Source organism: Jeotgalibacillus sp. R-1-5s-1 (assembly GCF_004405105.1).
Lineage (GTDB): Bacteria > Bacillota > Bacilli > Bacillales > Jeotgalibacillaceae > Jeotgalibacillus.
Window position 1 is genome coordinate 1 of record NZ_SORW01000026.1, and the last position, 17,068, is coordinate 17,068.

The 17,068-nt window shown below is 47.1% G+C and carries 19 protein-coding genes, 1 tRNA gene, 1 other RNA gene and 1 other annotated feature; of the genes, 15 read left to right on the forward strand and 6 right to left on the reverse strand.

Going from position 1 to position 17,068, the window contains the following annotated elements; genetic code table 11:
- Positions 1–277 precede the first annotated feature (277 nt).
- The gene (locus E2491_RS10970; RefSeq protein WP_166805855.1) at positions 278–943 is read right to left on the reverse strand and encodes a YaaC family protein; all 666 of its coding nucleotides are present in this window, start codon (positions 941–943) and stop codon (positions 278–280) included.
- 115 nt (positions 944–1,058) lie between these two features.
- Between E2491_RS10970 and guaB the strand changes: the two genes are divergently transcribed.
- From guaB to E2491_RS11005, 7 genes are all read left to right on the forward strand, one after another.
- Positions 1,059–2,522 (forward strand): IMP dehydrogenase, encoded by a 1,464-nt coding sequence (guaB, locus tag E2491_RS10975; RefSeq protein ID WP_134375695.1) that lies wholly within the window; start codon positions 1,059–1,061, stop codon positions 2,520–2,522.
- A gap of 145 nt (positions 2,523–2,667) precedes the next feature.
- Positions 2,668–4,023 (forward strand): D-alanyl-D-alanine carboxypeptidase family protein, encoded by a 1,356-nt coding sequence (locus E2491_RS10980; protein WP_371414474.1) that lies wholly within the window; start codon positions 2,668–2,670, stop codon positions 4,021–4,023.
- 154 nt (positions 4,024–4,177) lie between these two features.
- Positions 4,178–5,059, forward strand: a complete 882-nt coding sequence (gene pdxS, locus E2491_RS10985; protein WP_134375696.1) for a pyridoxal 5'-phosphate synthase lyase subunit PdxS — start codon at positions 4,178–4,180, stop codon at positions 5,057–5,059.
- Between the two features lie 16 nt (positions 5,060–5,075).
- Positions 5,076–5,663 carry a pyridoxal 5'-phosphate synthase glutaminase subunit PdxT gene (pdxT, locus tag E2491_RS10990; RefSeq protein WP_134375697.1) on the forward strand — a complete coding sequence of 196 codons (588 nt, stop codon included), beginning with the start codon at positions 5,076–5,078 and terminating at the stop codon, positions 5,661–5,663.
- Positions 5,664–5,718: 55 nt separating this feature from the next.
- Positions 5,719–5,937 (forward strand) — a binding site (T-box leader).
- 98 nt (positions 5,938–6,035) lie between these two features.
- Positions 6,036–7,313, forward strand: coding sequence for a serine--tRNA ligase (serS, locus tag E2491_RS10995; protein WP_134375698.1), 1,278 nt, complete (start codon positions 6,036–6,038; stop codon positions 7,311–7,313).
- Positions 7,314–7,733: 420 nt separating this feature from the next.
- Complete coding sequence (locus E2491_RS11000; RefSeq protein ID WP_134375699.1) at positions 7,734–8,168, forward strand: DUF4395 domain-containing protein; 435 nt, start codon at positions 7,734–7,736, stop codon at positions 8,166–8,168.
- Between the two features lie 63 nt (positions 8,169–8,231).
- Positions 8,232–8,324 (forward strand) — tRNA-Ser (locus E2491_RS11005).
- A gap of 104 nt (positions 8,325–8,428) precedes the next feature.
- Here E2491_RS11005 and E2491_RS11010 read toward each other — a convergent pair.
- From E2491_RS11010 to E2491_RS11030, 5 genes are all read right to left on the reverse strand, one after another.
- A complete protein-coding gene (locus E2491_RS11010) occupies positions 8,429–8,623 on the reverse strand; it encodes a hypothetical protein (protein ID WP_134375700.1) in 195 nt (64 codons plus the stop codon).
- Positions 8,624–8,672: 49 nt separating this feature from the next.
- Complete coding sequence (locus E2491_RS11015) at positions 8,673–9,239, reverse strand: hypothetical protein (protein ID WP_134375701.1); 567 nt, start codon at positions 9,237–9,239, stop codon at positions 8,673–8,675.
- Positions 9,240–9,353: 114 nt separating this feature from the next.
- Positions 9,354–10,022, reverse strand: a complete 669-nt coding sequence (locus E2491_RS11020) for a deoxynucleoside kinase (protein WP_134375702.1) — start codon at positions 10,020–10,022, stop codon at positions 9,354–9,356.
- Positions 10,022–10,660, reverse strand: coding sequence for a deoxynucleoside kinase (locus E2491_RS11025; RefSeq protein WP_134375703.1), 639 nt, complete (start codon positions 10,658–10,660; stop codon positions 10,022–10,024). Before E2491_RS11025 ends, E2491_RS11020 begins: the two co-directional genes overlap by 1 nt.
- A 189-nt stretch (positions 10,661–10,849) precedes the next feature.
- Positions 10,850–12,130 carry a glycoside hydrolase family 18 protein gene (locus tag E2491_RS11030; protein ID WP_134375704.1) on the reverse strand — a complete coding sequence of 427 codons (1,281 nt, stop codon included), beginning with the start codon at positions 12,128–12,130 and terminating at the stop codon, positions 10,850–10,852.
- A gap of 131 nt (positions 12,131–12,261) precedes the next feature.
- Here E2491_RS11030 and tadA point away from each other — a divergent pair, with 131 nt between their 5' ends.
- The 8 genes from tadA (at position 12,262) to E2491_RS11070 (ending at position 16,897) form a co-directional block, all read left to right on the forward strand.
- Positions 12,262–12,756, forward strand: a complete 495-nt coding sequence (gene tadA / locus E2491_RS11035) for a tRNA adenosine(34) deaminase TadA (protein ID WP_134375705.1) — start codon at positions 12,262–12,264, stop codon at positions 12,754–12,756.
- Positions 12,757–12,829: 73 nt separating this feature from the next.
- Positions 12,830–13,095, forward strand: an RNA gene (ffs, locus tag E2491_RS11040) — signal recognition particle sRNA large type.
- A gap of 167 nt (positions 13,096–13,262) precedes the next feature.
- Positions 13,263–14,960, forward strand: coding sequence for a DNA polymerase III subunit gamma/tau (dnaX, locus tag E2491_RS11045; RefSeq protein WP_134375706.1), 1,698 nt, complete (start codon positions 13,263–13,265; stop codon positions 14,958–14,960).
- 20 nt (positions 14,961–14,980) lie between these two features.
- Complete coding sequence (locus E2491_RS11050) at positions 14,981–15,301, forward strand: YbaB/EbfC family nucleoid-associated protein (RefSeq protein WP_134375707.1); 321 nt, start codon at positions 14,981–14,983, stop codon at positions 15,299–15,301.
- A gap of 8 nt (positions 15,302–15,309) precedes the next feature.
- The gene (gene recR, locus E2491_RS11055; protein ID WP_134375708.1) at positions 15,310–15,906 is read left to right on the forward strand and encodes a recombination mediator RecR; all 597 of its coding nucleotides are present in this window, start codon (positions 15,310–15,312) and stop codon (positions 15,904–15,906) included.
- Between the two features lie 14 nt (positions 15,907–15,920).
- On the forward strand, positions 15,921–16,136 hold the full coding sequence (locus E2491_RS11060) for a YaaL family protein (protein ID WP_134375709.1): 216 nt from the start codon (positions 15,921–15,923) through the stop codon (positions 16,134–16,136).
- Between the two features lie 57 nt (positions 16,137–16,193).
- A complete protein-coding gene (locus E2491_RS11065; RefSeq protein ID WP_244093943.1) occupies positions 16,194–16,445 on the forward strand; it encodes a pro-sigmaK processing inhibitor BofA family protein in 252 nt (83 codons plus the stop codon).
- Between the two features lie 104 nt (positions 16,446–16,549).
- Complete coding sequence (locus E2491_RS11070) at positions 16,550–16,897, forward strand: SHOCT domain-containing protein (protein WP_166805856.1); 348 nt, start codon at positions 16,550–16,552, stop codon at positions 16,895–16,897.
- Positions 16,898–17,068: the final 171 nt, after the last annotated feature.

The following is a 17,068-nucleotide window of genomic DNA, read 5'->3' on the forward strand; positions in this document are numbered from 1 at the left end:
GATAAAACCTGTCGCTCAGGAGAGACGGCAGGTTTTTTTGTGCGTTTTTTTAGGTGGAAACCGGGTTTGAAAGTGCATGAAGAGCGCCCGGTCGTGGCCGGGATGTTCCTTGAGGTATATAGAATAGAGAATAAAGTTTGTAGAATAAACGGGAAAGTATACTGAATAGGAGCAAAAGTGTGTTGAATAAAGTAGAAAGCAGATAGAATCTCAAGCTGGCTTGAAAGAAAGTCGACTACCTTCTTCAGTTACCCAAGTGCATCAAGTGCACTCCACATCATTCCGTTGTTAAATACTTCAACATTTCCTCCGGCAAAAAAACCGCTGAATAGGCGAGAAAGCTCCTTATGACAGCGTAGTCAGCTGTTTTTTTGTAGGTGATGCACTGGTTCCACCATTCGGTTTCGTACCTGGCGATCATGCTGAGATTATAGAGTAGCAGAAAGTGGGCCTGGATTGGATCAGGGTCCTGCCGGTTTGTTTCGAGTGATTGGAATAGTTCCTCCATTGTGATGGTGACAGGCAACGGATTGCGGTTAAGGAGTCTTGTTGTAAAAACGGTGTAGAGGCCGTTTTTTTGTATTTTGACGGTGTCTTCTAAGAATGAGAAATCTCTTTTCTTGCGTTTACGGGAGGTGACACCGTGGGCAAGCTGGTTGGATTTTTCAGGGTAAAAAGGGTCTTTTATCGTGATGGCTGCTTTCAGCAGATGGGTAAAGCCGTAGAATTGCAGGATGGGCTGGATGGTGAGTGGTGACGTGTTGCTTTGGATGTAAAAGGCTTCTGCGTGTTCGAGGTGAGAGCAGAATAGTTCGTGTTTTTCTGAAGCGAGGATGTGGGCAGTCTCTGGATTTGTTTGCGTGTATACCTGCTGTAATAAGATGAATGAGTCAACTCTGGCATGGTAAGGAAGATAGTGGTTCCAATTAAAGTATGACGTCATACCATAAACCTCCGAACAATTCATAATAATCGAACTTATTTCATCTGTCTTGACACAGGGTATCCCGGCTGATAACCTTACAATAATATTTTTCAGACTGGGAGGAAATTTGACAATGTGGGAAACGAAGTTTGCTAAAGAAGGCTTAACGTTTGATGATGTGTTGCTTGTTCCGGCTAAATCAGAAGTGTTACCGCGTGATGTTGATTTATCAGTGGAATTGACGGATACGATTAAGTTGAATGTCCCAATTATCAGTGCTGGTATGGATACGGTAACGGAAGCGGCGATGGCGATTGCAATGGCGCGTGCCGGTGGCCTTGGTGTCATCCATAAGAATATGAGTATTGAGCAGCAGGCTGAGCAGGTTGAACGTGTTAAGCGCTCCGAAAGTGGTGTCATTACGGATCCATTTTTCCTTACGCCGGATCATCAGGTGTTTGATGCAGAGCACTTGATGGGCAAATACCGTATTTCCGGTGTCCCAATTGTCAATGATATGGATGAGCAGAAGCTTGTCGGGATTATCACAAACCGCGATCTTCGTTTTATCCAGGATTACTCGATTAAAATTGATGAAGTGATGACAAAAGATAATCTGGTAACGGCAGCTGTCGGCACAACGCTTGATGAAGCGGAAAAAATTCTTCAGCAGTATAAGATCGAGAAGCTTCCTTTAGTGGATGATGAAGGTACACTAAAGGGATTAATCACGATCAAGGATATTGAAAAAGTGATCGAATTCCCGAACTCTGCCAAGGATGCAAAAGGCCGTCTTTTAGTCGCTGCTTCTGTTGGTGTGACAGCTGATGCCGTGAAGCGTGTTGAAAAGCTGGTAAAAGCAGGTGTTGATGCGCTTGTCATCGATACGGCACACGGACATTCACAAGGTGTACTTGATACCATTGCGTCGATTCGTGAAGCATTTAAAGACGTTGTGATTATCGCAGGAAATGTAGCAACGGGTGAAGGAACAAAAGCACTGATTGAAGCAGGCGCTGATGTGATTAAAGTCGGAATTGGACCTGGTTCCATTTGTACGACACGTGTTGTAGCTGGTGTCGGTGTTCCTCAGATTACTGCCGTATATGACTGTGCAACGGAAGCACGTAAGCACGGTAAGTCTATTATTGCCGACGGCGGGATTAAGTATTCAGGTGATATCGTGAAGGCACTTGCTGCAGGCGGACATGCTGTAATGCTTGGAAGTCTTCTTGCCGGTACATCTGAAAGTCCTGGTGAAACGGAAATCTTCCAGGGCCGCCGCTTTAAAGTGTACCGCGGAATGGGTTCACTCGGCGCGATGGAAAAAGGCTCGAAGGATCGTTATTTCCAGGAGGATGCGAAAAAGCTTGTTCCTGAAGGCATTGAAGGCCGTACGCCTTATAAAGGACCTCTTGCTGATACGATTTATCAGCTGGTTGGCGGAATCCGCAGCGGAATGGGTTATTGCGGATCAAAGAATTTGTTGGATCTGCGTGAGGAAGCACAGTTTATCCGCATGACGGGTGCCGGGCTTCGTGAAAGCCACCCGCATGATGTACAGATTACAAAAGAATCTCCAAACTACTCATTATAATAGATGAATCGAAGGTAGCAGGACTCTCTTTCTTACGGGAGTCCTGCTTTTTTGTCACGTAACAGTGCTATTCTCTCTCTATTTTTTACAAGGACACTATGATAGAATGACAGAAGTGTACATATTTTGCTGGAGGGTTAAAAACGTGAAAAAAATGTTACGCAACACAGCTGCGGGTATGATGGCGCTTGTGCTCTTTTTAGGAAGCGGTGCATTCATGCAGGACGCAGAAGCTCAGATTCAAAATTGGAATGTCGATGCAGCGATTCTGCTTGAAGCAGAAACAGGAAAAGTCTTATATGCCGAAAATGAAGATACGCTTTTAGGGATTGCAAGTATGACGAAGATGATGACAGAATATCTTCTTCTTGAAGCAGTCGCTGCAGGTGAAGTGTCTTGGGACGATCAATATACGGTAACGGATAAAACGTTCGAAATTTCTCAGGACCGTTCACTCAGTAACGTTCCACTGCGATTAGGCGAACAGTATTCGATTCAGGAGCTTTATGAAGCGATGGTGATTTACTCAGCGAATGCAGCAACGATTGCGATTGCGGAGACGGTTGCCGGTTCAGAGCAGGCTTTTGTCGATCAGATGAACGCGAAGGCTGAAGAGATGGGATTACAGGATTACCGCTTTGTGAATTCTTCCGGTTTGAACAATGCCGACATGCTTGGGTACCATCCTGAAAATACAGGCGCTGATGAGGAAAATGTCATGTCAGCACGTGCAACAGCGAAGCTTGCTCACCGTCTGTTAACGGATTTCCCGGAGGTGCTTGAAACATCAAGCGTTCCGAGAGATGTATTCCGTGAAGGGACAGATGATCAAACTGATATGCCAAACTGGAACTTCATGCTTCCAGGTCTTGTGTTTGAATATGAAGGGGTAGATGGCATTAAAACCGGTACAACGGATTTTGCCGGCTACACATTTACAGGAACAGCTGAACGTAATGGTATGCGTCTGATCTCTGTTGTGATGAACGCAACGGATGAAAATGGCGTGGGTTCATACGACGCGCGATTTGGTGCGACAGCGGAACTGTTTGATTTCGGATTTAACAATTTCAGCATGCAGGAAATTCTGCCTGCAAACTATGAGGTAGAAGGTCAGGAAACACTGGCGGTTGATAAAGGGAAAGAGGATTCTGTAGGCGTTCAGACGACTGAACCTGTTAATGTCCTTTTACAAAATGGACAGGACCCTGCTGAATTCACACCTGAATTGACGCTTGATGAGTCTCTTTTAAATGAAAACGGCGAATTAACGGCTCCGATTGAAGAAGGAGCAGTGGTTGGTACGATCAGCATGGCTGGTGCAGCAGGTGAATATGGTTATCTGGATGAAAGCATGGCTTCTGCGCTTGAAGCGGAGCTTGTAACAACGGAATCCGTTGAAAAAGCGAACTGGTTCGTACTCAGCATGCGTGCGGTCGGCGGTTTCTTCGGAAATCTGTGGGGCACGATTACATCAACTGTATCAGGCTGGTTCAGCTAAATAAAATCAGTGTATAAAGCGCTTCTTGTCTTGACAGGGAGCGCTTTTTTAGTGAAGATAAAAGGTGGAATCAACTAATTCCGACTGGTTTAATCAAAATTTTCTATCCTTTTCAATAAAAGGGTTTTACACAGGATGAAGGAGGCTTTTTGTAATGAATACAGGTACGGATCGTGTTAAACGTGGAATGGCAGAGATGCAAAAAGGCGGCGTGATTATGGATGTAGTCAACGCTGAGCAGGCAAAGTTAGCAGAGGCAGCTGGTGCGGTAGCGGTTATGGCATTAGAGCGTGTTCCTTCTGATATTCGTAAAGAAGGCGGAGTAGCGCGTATGGCAGACCTTCGCATCGTAGAAGAGGTTATGAGCGCGGTAAGTATTCCGGTCATGGCAAAAGCCCGTATTGGACATATTACAGAAGCACGCGTATTGGAATCAATGGGCGTAGACTATATCGACGAGAGTGAAGTATTAACGCCGGCAGATGAAGAGTTTCACCTGCTGAAAAGTGACTTCACGGTACCATTCGTATGCGGATGCCGCGACCTTGGGGAAGCAGCACGCCGTATCGGGGAAGGTACAGCGATGCTTCGTACGAAGGGTGAGCCTGGAACAGGTAACATCGTAGAGGCTGTTCGTCATATCCGTAAGGTAAACGCACAGGTTCGCCGCGTTGTGAACATGTCTAAGGATGAGCTGATGACAGAAGCGAAAATCCTTGGTGCACCATTTGAGCTTCTTTTAGAAATTAAAGAGCTTGGCCGTCTTCCAGTCGTAAACTTTGCAGCGGGCGGTGTCGCAACACCTGCAGATGCAGCATTAATGATGGAGCTTGGCGCTGACGGTGTATTCGTTGGATCAGGTATCTTCAAATCAGATAACCCTGAGAAGTTTGCACGTGCGATCGTGGAAGCAACGACTCACTACCAGGATTATGAACTGATTGCGAAAGTATCAAAAGAGCTTGGTACAGCAATGAAAGGGATGGAAATCTCTTCACTATCATTAGAAGACCGCATGCAGGAGCGCGGTTGGTAAGAAAGGGCTGATCATCATGACAACAGTTGGTGTATTAGGATTACAGGGAGCGGTTAGGGAACATTTCCGTTCAATAGAAGCAGGCGGTGCCAAAGCGGTTGTCGTGAAGAAAGCAGAACAGCTCTCAACTATTGACGGATTAATTATTCCAGGCGGGGAAAGCACAACGATGCGCCGCCTGATTGATGTATACGGTCTAATGGAGCCACTGCGGCATTTTGCAGCCTCCGGAAAGCCGATTTTTGGCACTTGTGCAGGCCTGATTTTGCTTGCAGGTGAAATCGTTGGATATGATGAGCCGCATTTAGGTGTGATGGATGTCGTCGTTGAGCGAAATTCATTTGGCCGTCAGAAGGAAAGCTTTGAAACGGATTTATCTATCAAGGGAATTGAGGGAGATCCATTCACAGCTGTCTTTATCCGAGCGCCACACATCGTATCAGCAGGCCCGGAAACAGAAGTGCTTGCCACATACAAAGACCGGATCGTACTGGCGCGCCACGGACAATTCCTTGGCTGCTCGTTCCATCCGGAATTAACGGACGATCACCGTCTGACGGAGTATTTCATCAGCATGGTTAAATCAGCTGGTGTGACTGCGTAAGAAAAAAGGTTGATCTTTTCCAAACCGTATAGTAAGGTAATTTTTAAGAATAAATCGAAAAGCTGTGACAGAAAACAGTAGCAATCCACCCTTTTTCAAGAGAGCCGTCGGCTGGTGCGAGACGGTAAAAGGAGGTCGCGAATCCATTCTGGAGCGGGAGCCCGAAACACCGTAGTAAGGCTCCACGGTCGACACCGTTACGTCATTGAGCGGGGAGTAACTTCATGTGCTCCCAATCAGGGTGGTATCGCGGGCCTAAACTCCCGTCCCTTATTTTTATAATAAGGGACGGGAGTTTTTTGTTTGCGTAGAGTTAGGGTCTGACCCCAACTCTACAGTCCGGCTTTTCAAACACAAGAGGAGGAATACATTATGTTGGATTTAAAGCGTTTAAGAAATCATTTTGATGAAATTAAAGGGAAAATGGCTCACCGCGGTGAGGACTTGAAGGATTTCGATCAGTTTCAGGCTTTGGATGAGGAGCGCCGTGAGCTGATTGCGAAAGGTGAGGAGAAGAAGAGCCGCCGTAACGAGGTGTCTCAGGCGATCGCCCAGATGAAGCGTGAAAAGAAAAATGCTGATGATGTGATCGCAGAAATGCGTGCGCTTGGCGATGAAATCAAAGAGGCGGATGACCGCCTTCGCGAGGTTGAAGAAAAGCTTCAGGGCCTATTGCTGTCTATTCCGAACGTCCCGCATGAAAGTGTGCCGGTGGGTGAAACAGAGGACGACAATATTGAGATTCGTAACTGGGGAACGATCCGCGATTTCGAATTTGAACCAAAGCCTCACTGGGATGTTGCGACTGACCTTGAAATGCTTGACTTCGAGCGCGCAGCTAAAGTAACCGGAAGCCGTTTTGTCTTTTACAAAGGTGCCGGTGCCCGCCTGGAGCGTGCTTTGATCAACTTTATGATGGACCTCCATCAGGACCAGCACGGCTATACGGAAATGCTGCCGCCATACCTTGTTAACCGTACGAGCATGACAGGCACAGGCCAGCTGCCAAAGTTTGAAGAGGACGCGTTCCGCATTGAAAAAGAGGACTACTTCCTTGTGCCAACATCAGAAGTACCGGTGACTAATTACCACCGCGATGAAATTTTAAAAGCGGATGACCTGCCAAAAGCGTATGTGGCCTACAGCGCTAACTTCCGCTCTGAAGCAGGATCTGCCGGCCGTGACACGCGTGGATTGATCCGTCAGCATCAGTTTAACAAAGTTGAGCTTGTACGCTTTGCGAAGCCTGAGGATTCTTATGAAACGCTTGAAATGCTGACAGGACACGCTGAAAAAGTACTTCAGCTCCTTGAACTGCCATACCGCGTCATGAGCATGTGTACAGCGGACCTTGGCTTCACAGCAGCGAAGAAATACGACATCGAAGTATGGATTCCAAGCTACGGCACGTACCGCGAGATCTCTTCTTGCAGTAACTTCGAGGACTTCCAGGCACGCCGCGCAAACATCCGCTTCCGCCGCGAGCCAAACGCCAAGCCGGAGCACGTGCACACGCTAAACGGAAGCGGTCTAGCGATCGGCCGTACCGTTGCTGCGATCCTGGAAAATTACCAGCAGGCAGACGGCAGCGTTATCGTCCCAGACGTACTACAGCCTTATATGGGTGGTAAGAAGGTTATTTCTAAATAAGGTTTTTAAAAAAGCCGTCCGGTTTCCGGGCGGCTTTTACTTTTGGGTGGATGTATGGGGAAGAGGCAATGTAGTGATGTGCTTAGGAAAATGAGAGGGAAGTTAACAAAATGGGTGTGAAAGCTTGTGAGATAGCTTTAGAAGCCGAGGTAGTACGCGGAATACTGCCGATTTTCACAGACTCGGCGTGATCGCGCAGAAAAGGGGTAGGTCAAATGGTACTGAACTGACGAATGTTGCGGTTAAGCTCACGAAAGTAGTCATCGTGCTCACAAAAGTCCCGCCTAACCTCACGAACTTACCCATTAACCTTACAAACTTCATCCGTATCCTTACGAACACTCTCCTCTTGACGTTTGCATACCATAGGGCGTATCATATTTTATAAACTTATATTCCGATCAGAAAGGTATGATATAAATGGCAGCTTCTCCATCTATTCCCCGTCCTCTTGTACGTGTGAACCAGTTTACGATCGTGCTAAGCGTTGTTGCAGCCTGGCTGACAGGCATCCATGCACTTATTTTGATTCCTCTCATTGCCGGATTAGGCGGCATTCTATTCGATTTCAACCCTGTGATGCGCGGGGCAAAGGTATTTTTGAAAAAGCCGATGAATGAATATATTCCCGAGGATCGCGATGACCAGCGGTTTAATCAGCTGATTGCGGTATTTTTTCTCGGTAGTGGCTATTTTTCTTTCCTCATGGGCTGGACAATTGCGGGCTATGCCTTTACAATAATGGTTGTTGTTGCAGCGTCCGTTGCGATCATGGGCTTTTGTGTCGGTTGCTTCATCCGTTTCCAGTGGAAGCAGTGGCAGTACCGCAGAACGAAAGCATCGAAAAGTTTCTAAAAAACTTTTTAAAAACGTTTGACGGGTTATGCAATACATGATATTATAATTCTTGTCGAACACGGAGGTATACCCAAGTCCGGCTGAAGGGATCGGTCTTGAAAACCGACAGGGGTGTAACAGCCCGCGGGGGTTCGAATCCCTCTACCTCCTCCATAATTTTAAATTTAACATCAACGCGCATAAATATTGGAGAGCCCGCTGCTTTTGCAGTGGGTTTTTCTTATGCAAAAAAACAGAGGCCGCAAGCCTCTGTTTTTTTAGATAGAAGTATCTTTATTTCGTTTTCTGGCATTTAAAGCAATCAGAATGACGCAAAGAATCATCGCTGCGATGCAAATGCTGTTTAGCACAGTACTTTCTGTGGAATTAAACCAAATCCCTGATTGATAACAAAAAACGAGTACCACACCAAAAGATACAAGTGAAAACATATAGCTGATGATTCGTGCCATTGTGTTCAACTCCTTATATCTTTGTAGTTTCAGGGTCTGACCCTTAACTCTACCTTGATCGATCTGTTACCTTCACACCTTGGCTTTTTAACCTTGAGATCAAAACCTTTAAATGGTCAGGATTAACGTCTTTAGGAATCAGAAAACGCTCGGCTATTTTTTCTTTGTTGCGATAGAATAAGTAATGATCTTTGGTTTCATAGATATCAAAATACTGATCAACGGGTACTTCTTTTTTGGCTTTTCCGATGAGGAATAGATTTTGATCTTGATGATATTCAACAAGCTCATCTGAAACACCGTTGTGGCTGTATCGGTTAAATATTTGCAAGGCTTTCTGCTTTATCCGAAAATTAATTATTTTTCTTGGGATCCATAAGTTGATAAACCAAAGAATAAAAGTAAAAAGAATCAGGATTGAATAAACAATGAAGGGATTGTCTCCCTCTATAAAATCTCTTGCAATAATGTATACTGCATAACACAAAAAAACAAGTGTTGCTAACGTGATAAGGATAAACTGAAGTCTATACAATAGTCTATTGACTGGTAAATACTTTATTAACTTGATGTAATCTTTTTCTTTAGCTTGAAATTCAAATTTTATTGGATTCATTTTGCTCTCCTTTCCAAATGTAGAGTATGGGTCTGTCCCAAACTCTACCGTAGACCCATGGACAGACCCTAACTCTACACAAAAGCGGATGGCACAGGCCATCCGCTTTTGTTTTTATTTTTTCAGCAGCGATGTCTGCTGGATGAATGAGCCGATTTTTTCTAGGATCGGGTCGATGGATGTTGGGTCTTTGACTAGGTCGTAGTCGTTGATGTTCAGGCGCAGCACGGGGCATGCGTTGAATGAGTCGATCCAGTTTTCGTAGCGCTGGTGCATTTCTTCCCAGTATGCGAGTGGTGTTTCCTGCTCCATTGGGCGTCCGCGTGACTGGATGCGGCTGACGATATCGTCGAGTGAGCCTTCCAGGTAGATTAATAGACTTGGATGCGGGAAGTAAGGTGTCATGACCATCGCGTCAAACAGGCTTGTGTACGTATCGTAATCGACTGGTGACATCGTGCCTTTTTCGTAATGCATTTTAGCGAAAATGCCGGTGTCTTCGTAAATGGAGCGGTCCTGGATGAAGCCGCCTCCGTATTCGAACATGCGCTTTTGTTCCTTGAAGCGTTCTGCAAGGAAATAGATCTGCAGGTGGAAGCTCCATTTTTCGAAGTCTTTATAGAATTTATCGAGGTACGGGTTGGCTTCCACTTTTTCAAAGGATGTGCGGAAGTTCAGGTGGTCGGCCAGTGTCTGGGTCATCGTTGATTTTCCGACGCCGACGGTTCCGGCGATTGTAATGACAGCATCGTTCGGGATGCCGTATTTTTCACGTGCATTCATCAGATTGTACTCCTTTTAAGTAAAGATTCTTCAACCTGCTGAATGACTTTTTGCAGGTCCTGTTCGTGGTGGACGAAGTCAAGATCGTCCCCGTTAATGCGCACAACCGGGATTTCCGGATGTGTTTTTTCGAAATGACGGATAAAATCCTCGTAGTCGGCTGAGAGCTGCTCGAGATACATCGGCGTCATGTCTTTTTCAAAATCACGGCCGCGCATCTTAACCCGCTTCAGCAGGGTATCAAGGCTCGCGTTCAGGTAAACGATCACGTTCGGCTTTGGCATATCTGCCGTTAAAATACGGTAGATCTCAAGGTATTTCTCGTATTCAGCTTCACGCAATGTGCGTTTGGCGAAAATCAGGTTTTTGAAAATGTGATAATCGGCTGCGACCGGCTTTTGCTCAGCTAAATAGAGGCGCTGGATATCGCTCAGCTGCTTGTAGCGGTTGCAGAGGAAAAACATTTCCGTCTGGAAGCTCCATTCATCGATGTCGCTGTAGAATTTATTTAAAAAAGGATTCTCGTCCACGATTTCCTTTAATAAGTGGAAATCAAAGTGAGAGGAAATCGCTTTCGCAAGGGAGGTTTTTCCCACGCCGATCGGGCCCTCCACGGTAATAAACGGAATGGTCGTCATTCTCGTTTCCTCCTTAATGATTCGATAAGCTCTGTGCTGGTAAGACGCAGAGATGGATTGAAAAATAAGCGTGTCGCTCATTAAATGCCAACCGTAATTGTACCACATTACACAGGGTAAAAGTAGACGCATTCCGACGAAAAAAGACAAGAACCGGATAAATACGGCGCTTGTCTTTAAGAAAAATATTCATGGTAATTTGACGACGTTAAACTGATCACTAATGAGTAGCCAGTTTTGAGGGAATGACAGCCCGAGCTTCCAATAGCTCATACCGCGCAGGCGAAGCTCCTTTAACAAATCAAACTTGGCCTGAATGGAGCGGGCGTCCTCGAACCAGATAATATGATCTTTCCCTTCTGCCGTGTATTCAATGAAGGGTGCCTGGGCGGTTTCGTCATACTGAATCGGGACACCTTGTCTCGCTGCAATCGCGATGGCTTCCTGCGGACTGATCGCGCGTGCCTGTGACCCTTGAACAAATGGCAGCGTCCAGTCATAACCGTATAGATTCTGCCCCATCATGATTTTAGAGGCGGGCATTTCGGTTAAGGCATACTCAAGCACATCGCGCACCGGTCCGATTGGTGACACCGCTTGTGCCGGACCTCCGCTGTAGCCCCATTCATACGTCATGATCACAACAAAATCCACGATTTCCCCAATCGCTTTATAATTGTGCGCCTCATACCATTTACCCGGTTGATCCGCTCGCGTTTTCGGAGCAAGGGCTGCTGAGACGAGCCAGCCCTCCTTAGAGAACCGATCCTTCGCTTTTCTTAAAAAGGCCGTATACGCCTCTTCATCAGCTGGCCGCAAATATTCAAAATCAAAGTGAATATCGCGAAACCCGTATTGTTTAGCAGTTGCGGTGATGGAATCAAGCAGCCGATCCTGCACGGCCTGGTCATTTAACAGGATGCGTCCGAGCTCGTCACTGAACGCCCCTTCTTCTAAATTAGTGATCACCATCATGAGCGTCACGCGGTTTTGCTCTGCAATCGGCACAAACGGCTCTACGATCAGCTCACTCAGCGTGCCGTCGCGCTTGGCCTGAAAACTGAAAGGAGCAAGGTACGTTAAATACGGAGCAGCTTCCCGCGTTCTGTTCAGCAGATTTTCACTCACAGCGCCAAACGGCTCAGCATACGCGTTAAATTCAGCTGATGCTTTCGGTGCCGGTGGCAGGTAAAGACGCCAGCCGACAGCAAGCGGTTGATCGGGAGACAAACCGTTAATTGCGGCAAGCTCCTGATACGTCAGCCCGTTCCGTCTGGCAATCTGATAAAGCGAATCTCCGGGCTGCACAAAATAATAACTCCCCGTAATCGGAATCACCAGCGCCTGCCCGACAACGAGCCGGTCCGGATTCGGCAACTGGTTGGCGGTCGCGATCTGCTGAGGCGTAATGGAATAGCGTGCCCCGATGGTGAAAAGTGTTTCTCCGGGTTGAACGATATGGATTTGCATGTAAGAAAACCCCTTTCTGGGGGACGGAGCGCCCGTTCTTTTTCTCAAAAAGGAACGGGCGCTCCGTCCCCATAGACGCTTTTTTCATCTATATGATAAGATCAGAAAAAAATGAGCAAAGGACGGACGAGATGACTGAGCGCGATGAATATTGGATGCAGCGTGCGATTGATGAGGCGAGGAAGGCGGAGGCGATTCGCGAGGTGCCGATCGGGGCTGTGGTTGTAAAGGATGATGAGTTGATTGCGTCTGCTTATAATTTGCGGGAGACGACGCAGAATGCTGTGACGCATGCGGAGCTTTTAGCGATTGAGAAGGCGTGTGAGGCGGTTGGCAGCTGGCGGCTTGAGGGGACGACGCTTTATGTGACACTAGAGCCGTGTCCGATGTGCAGTGGTGCCATTTTGCTGTCGCGTGTGGACCGGGTCGTGTATGGGGCCCGTGATCCGAAGGCGGGCTGTGCGGGGAGCCTTATGAATCTGCTTGAGGATGAGCGGTTTAACCATCGTTGTGAGGTGGTGCCGGGTGTGCTTGGTGAGGCGTGCGGGCAGATGCTGACTGATTTTTTTCGCGGACTACGTGAAGAGAAAAAAAGGAAGAAGAGCCAGTTAAAAGATCCTGATTGATTTTTCAGCGGACAGATAGTATACTAAATTTTGCGTCGTCAAATGGCGTTTATGATTACTGGTCTCATTTTTGCCGTGCTAGGTGGGGAATTAGCGGTGCCCTGTATTCGCAATCCGCTCTAGCGAAACTGAATCCCTTCTCGAGGCTGCACATGCTTTTTGGTCTGCCTTCTGTAAGTGGTGTTGACGTCCGGGTCCTGCGCAATGGGAATTCATGAACCATGTCAGGTCCGGAAGGAAGCAGCATTAAGTGGAAGCTCTCATGTGCCGCGGGGTTGCCTGGACCGAGCTAACTGCAGAAGTAACGCTTGGGGCTGTCAGTCGACAGAAGGTGCACGGCATTTTAATTTATATCATCAAGCCATCCGGTTTATGCCGGGTGGCTTTTTTGCTGCGAAAAAGAAGGGCGTTTTTCGGGACTCATCTTTCGCTTCATCGTTTCCTGACTGCCTGAATTGCGTTATACTTGATAGAGGACGATTAAGAGATCGACAGGAGGGTACTTCATGGCTTATCAAGCGTTATACCGCGTCTGGCGGCCGCAGGAATTTGCGGATGTTGTTGGACAGCAGCATGTCACGCGGACGTTGCAAAACGCCCTCTTACAGGAGAAAATCTCCCATGCGTATTTATTTTCCGGGCCGCGTGGTACCGGGAAAACAAGTGCTGCCAAAATTTTAGCGAAGGCAGTAAACTGTGAGCATGCTCCGGTAGGGGAACCATGTAATGAATGCACTATTTGTAAGGGCATCACAGACGGCTCCATTCCGGATGTGATTGAGCTTGATGCCGCTTCGAACAATGGTGTGGATGAGATTCGCGACATTCGCGATAAAGTGAAATACGCGCCAAATGAAGGGCGTTATAAAGTATATATTGTCGATGAGGTTCACATGCTGACAACAGGTGCGTTCAATGCCCTGTTAAAAACGCTTGAGGAGCCGCCAAAGCACGTCATCTTTATTTTGGCCACGACTGAACCGCATAAAATTCCACTCACGATCATTTCCCGCTGTCAGCGCTTCGATTTCAAACGGATTACGTCTCATGATATTACCGGGCGCATGATGCATATTGCCAGTGAATCCGGCGTAGAGTATGACGAAAAAGCGATGCATATTATTGCCCGTGCAGCAGAGGGCGGAATGCGTGATGCACTCAGTCTGTTTGATCAGGCGATTTCATTCAGCGGTGAAAAAGTGACGGTTGAAGATGCCCTGACGGTAACAGGTTCGATCGGGCAGGATCAGCTGACAGCCCTGATGCAAAAGCTGAACGAGCATGATGTAGCAGGATCGCTTGATCTGATTCACCGGCTGCTCGAGGATGGAAAGGATCCAGTGCGTCTGACAGAGGATCTGATTATGTACAGCCGTGATCTTCTATTATATAAAACAGCGCCGGGTCTTGAGGATTCAATGGAGCGGGTGCTGTCAGATGAAGCCTTTAAGGAAATGGCAGAGCAGATTCAGCCGGAACAGCTGTATCAGTATATTGAAGGGTTAAATAAAACGCAGCAGGAAATGAAGCTCTCGAATCATGCGAGAACCCATTTAGAAGTAGCGGTCGTAAAGCTGTGTCACGTTGAGCGCACGGCTACAGCAAGCGCTGCGGACATTCCGGACCTTCAGCAGCTGATCAGCCGGGTCCAGCAGCTTGAAGGCGAGCTGAAAAGGCTTAGGGAAAACGGCGTTCAGGCAGCACCGGCAGAAGCCCAGCAGCCCGCGGCACCGAAAAAAGCTGCCCGGTCGAATACGATGTATAAAGCGCAGGCTGGCCGGATCGTTGAGGTGCTCCGCAACGCAACGAAAAATGATATCAGTCAGATCAAAGGCCGCTGGGGAGATATGCTTGAGAGCATGAACCGCCAGCAGTTAAGGTCTCTGACTGCCCTTTTAAACGAAGCGGAACCTGTAGCAGCATCTCAGGACGCTTTTGTGTTAAAATTTAAATATGAGATTCATTGCAAGATGGCAATGGAAAACAATAAGCTGACCGACACGATGCCGTCTATTTTACAGGAGCTGACCGGCTCTTATTATTCAGTCATTGGCGTGCCTGAAGATCAGTGGCTCGAAATCCGCGAAGACTTTATTCAGAATCAGGATATGCCTGAGGGAGAAGATGCGGAAGCAAAGGAAGATCCGCTGATTGAAGAAGCGCGAAAGCTTGTCGGACCAGATTTACTTGATATTCAAGACTAAAAACTCGGAGGTAATCAAACATGCGTGGTATGGGAAATATGCAAGGTATGATGAAGCAGATGCAGAAAATGCAAAAGCAAATGGCAAAGGCACAGGAGGAGCTTGGTGAAAAGCGCCTGACTGGTACAGCTGGAGGCGGAATGGTGACAGTAACCGTTACTGGCCATAAGGAAGTTGTAGATGTAGAAATCAAAGAAGATGTTGTGGATCCTGATGATATCGAAATGCTACAGGACCTTGTACTTGCTGCAACAAACGAAGCAATGAAGGCAGCGGACGAGTTGACCAACTCTACGATGGGGCAGTTCACTAAAGGCATGAACCTCCCAGGGATGTTTTAAGGAGCCGTATGCATTATCCGGAACCAATATCGAAGCTGATCGACAGCTTTATGAAACTGCCAGGAATCGGGCCGAAAACAGCGGCCCGACTGGCGTTTTTTGTATTAGGAATGAAGGAAGACACGGTGCTTGATTTCGCCAAGGCGCTGGTCAACGCTAAGCGGAATCTCGGTTTTTGCTCTGTGTGCGGTCATATCACGGATCAGGATCCATGCTACATCTGTGAGGACCAGAAGCGCGATCGCAGTCTGATCTGTGTAGTGCAGGACCCGAAAGATGTCATTGCCATGGAAAAGATGAAGGAATATTCCGGTCTTTATCACGTTCTGCACGGTGCGATCTCTCCGATGGATGGGATCGGCCCCGAGGACATTAACGTGCCGGATCTGTTAAAACGTCTTCAGGACGACGAGGTTCAGGAAGTGATCCTCGCCACTAACCCGAATATTGAAGGGGAAGCAACGGCGATGTATATCTCCCGTCTGCTTCGTCCATCCGGCATTAAAGTGACCCGGATCGCCCACGGTCTGCCTGTAGGAGGAGACCTTGAATATGCCGATGAAGTCACCTTATCAAAAGCGCTTGAAGGGCGCAGGGACGTATAAAGGAGCGCTCTTACATGCTGTTTCGTAAAAAAGGGAAACTAAAGCAGGAGTTCGATGACAAGCTCGTCGATCTCATGCACGACACAAGAGATGAATGGCAGCAGCAAAAAGGACTGGCTGAAATGAGCCTTGAGAAAAGTCCTCAGCTGATTGCTGCAGAAAAAATGGCAGAAGCACGTTATTTCTATTTGTTTAAAGAAGCCCGCCACCGGAAAATTGTCATAAAATAATCTTCACGCTCATATAATGTGTATACGGACCATCCTATAAAGGGGGAGCGGATACACGTGATCTGGCTGTGGGGAGCAGGGACGCTCATTACCGTATTGATGATCTTTACGGTAGGGATCGTCCCTTTTTTAAAATGGATGTGGCGGATGGGAACAAAGTGGATTGTCGGGCTGGGGCTGCTCTTTATCGTCAACCGTTTCGGACAGGAATACGGTCTTTACGTTCCAATGAATCCGGTGACGACCGGGATTGCAGGGATTCTCGGGATCCCGGGCACTGCAGCACTGGTGTTTATTTTCAGAGTATAACGATGAAGTTCCCTATAAAAGGAGAAGTGTTTTCCTTTTACAGGGAACTTTTTTGTGTGTCATACGTAAAACAGATAAGAAGGAATCGAAAAGGAGTGAATCACATGAATCGTTATCGTGTAAAGCCGAGTAAAGGTATATCGCTGCTTGCGATGGTCATGGGTATAGCGTTTGTAGTGATCGGCGTTACTGTCATCATGCCAACAGCGGGAGCCTTTGGAGCGATCTGGACAGCAGGCGCTGCAGGCATTACGATCTTCCACGCGGTGAATGTCTTTTCAGCTAAAGGAGCCTCTACCTATGAAGCAGACGTGGAGCTCGGTCAGACTGAACAGCCCGGAGGAAATTATGAAGATAAAATCCGTCAGCTTCATCGATTAAAGAAGGATGATCTGATTACAGATGAGGAATATGAAGCGAAGAAGAATGAGCTGTTGAGTGAGAAGTGGTGAATGATGCGCGCGTGTCAGAGGCCGTATTGAACGTTTATTTGCGGAATTGAAAAGTATTTTTAAAAAAGGGGTTGCAATACATAAAACATCCGTGATATATTATTCCTCGTTGCGAAAAACAACGGCCATCAACTTCAACTGGATGCTGAAAAAACTTTTTCAAAATAACAG

Bases quoted from the DNA above. Each gene is read 5' to 3' on its own strand.
- E2491_RS11000 (WP_134375699.1), top strand. From the start codon at position 7,734: ATGGCAGCTTCTCCATCTATTCCCCGTCCTCTTGTACGTGTGAACCAG.
- E2491_RS11050 (WP_134375707.1), top strand. From the start codon at position 14,981: ATGCGTGGTATGGGAAATATGCAAGGTATGATGAAGCAGATGCAGAAA.
- dnaX (WP_134375706.1), top strand. From the start codon at position 13,263: ATGGCTTATCAAGCGTTATACCGCGTCTGGCGGCCGCAGGAATTTGCG.
- E2491_RS11020 (WP_134375702.1), bottom strand. From the start codon at position 10,022: ATGAATGCACGTGAAAAATACGGCATCCCGAACGATGCTGTCATTACA.
- pdxS (WP_134375696.1), top strand. From the start codon at position 4,178: ATGAATACAGGTACGGATCGTGTTAAACGTGGAATGGCAGAGATGCAA.
- E2491_RS11030 (WP_134375704.1), bottom strand. From the start codon at position 12,130: ATGCAAATCCATATCGTTCAACCCGGAGAAACACTTTTCACCATCGGG.
- recR (WP_134375708.1), top strand. From the start codon at position 15,310: ATGCATTATCCGGAACCAATATCGAAGCTGATCGACAGCTTTATGAAA.
- serS (WP_134375698.1), top strand. From the start codon at position 6,036: ATGTTGGATTTAAAGCGTTTAAGAAATCATTTTGATGAAATTAAAGGG.
- E2491_RS11060 (WP_134375709.1), top strand. From the start codon at position 15,921: ATGCTGTTTCGTAAAAAAGGGAAACTAAAGCAGGAGTTCGATGACAAG.
- E2491_RS11070 (WP_166805856.1), top strand. From the start codon at position 16,550: ATGAATCGTTATCGTGTAAAGCCGAGTAAAGGTATATCGCTGCTTGCG.
- E2491_RS11015 (WP_134375701.1), bottom strand. From the start codon at position 9,239: ATGAATCCAATAAAATTTGAATTTCAAGCTAAAGAAAAAGATTACATC.
- guaB (WP_134375695.1), top strand. From the start codon at position 1,059: ATGTGGGAAACGAAGTTTGCTAAAGAAGGCTTAACGTTTGATGATGTG.
- tadA (WP_134375705.1), top strand. From the start codon at position 12,262: ATGACTGAGCGCGATGAATATTGGATGCAGCGTGCGATTGATGAGGCG.
- E2491_RS11010 (WP_134375700.1), bottom strand. From the start codon at position 8,623: ATGGCACGAATCATCAGCTATATGTTTTCACTTGTATCTTTTGGTGTG.
- E2491_RS10970 (WP_166805855.1), bottom strand. From the start codon at position 943: ATGACGTCATACTTTAATTGGAACCACTATCTTCCTTACCATGCCAGA.
- E2491_RS11025 (WP_134375703.1), bottom strand. From the start codon at position 10,660: ATGACGACCATTCCGTTTATTACCGTGGAGGGCCCGATCGGCGTGGGA.
- pdxT (WP_134375697.1), top strand. From the start codon at position 5,076: ATGACAACAGTTGGTGTATTAGGATTACAGGGAGCGGTTAGGGAACAT.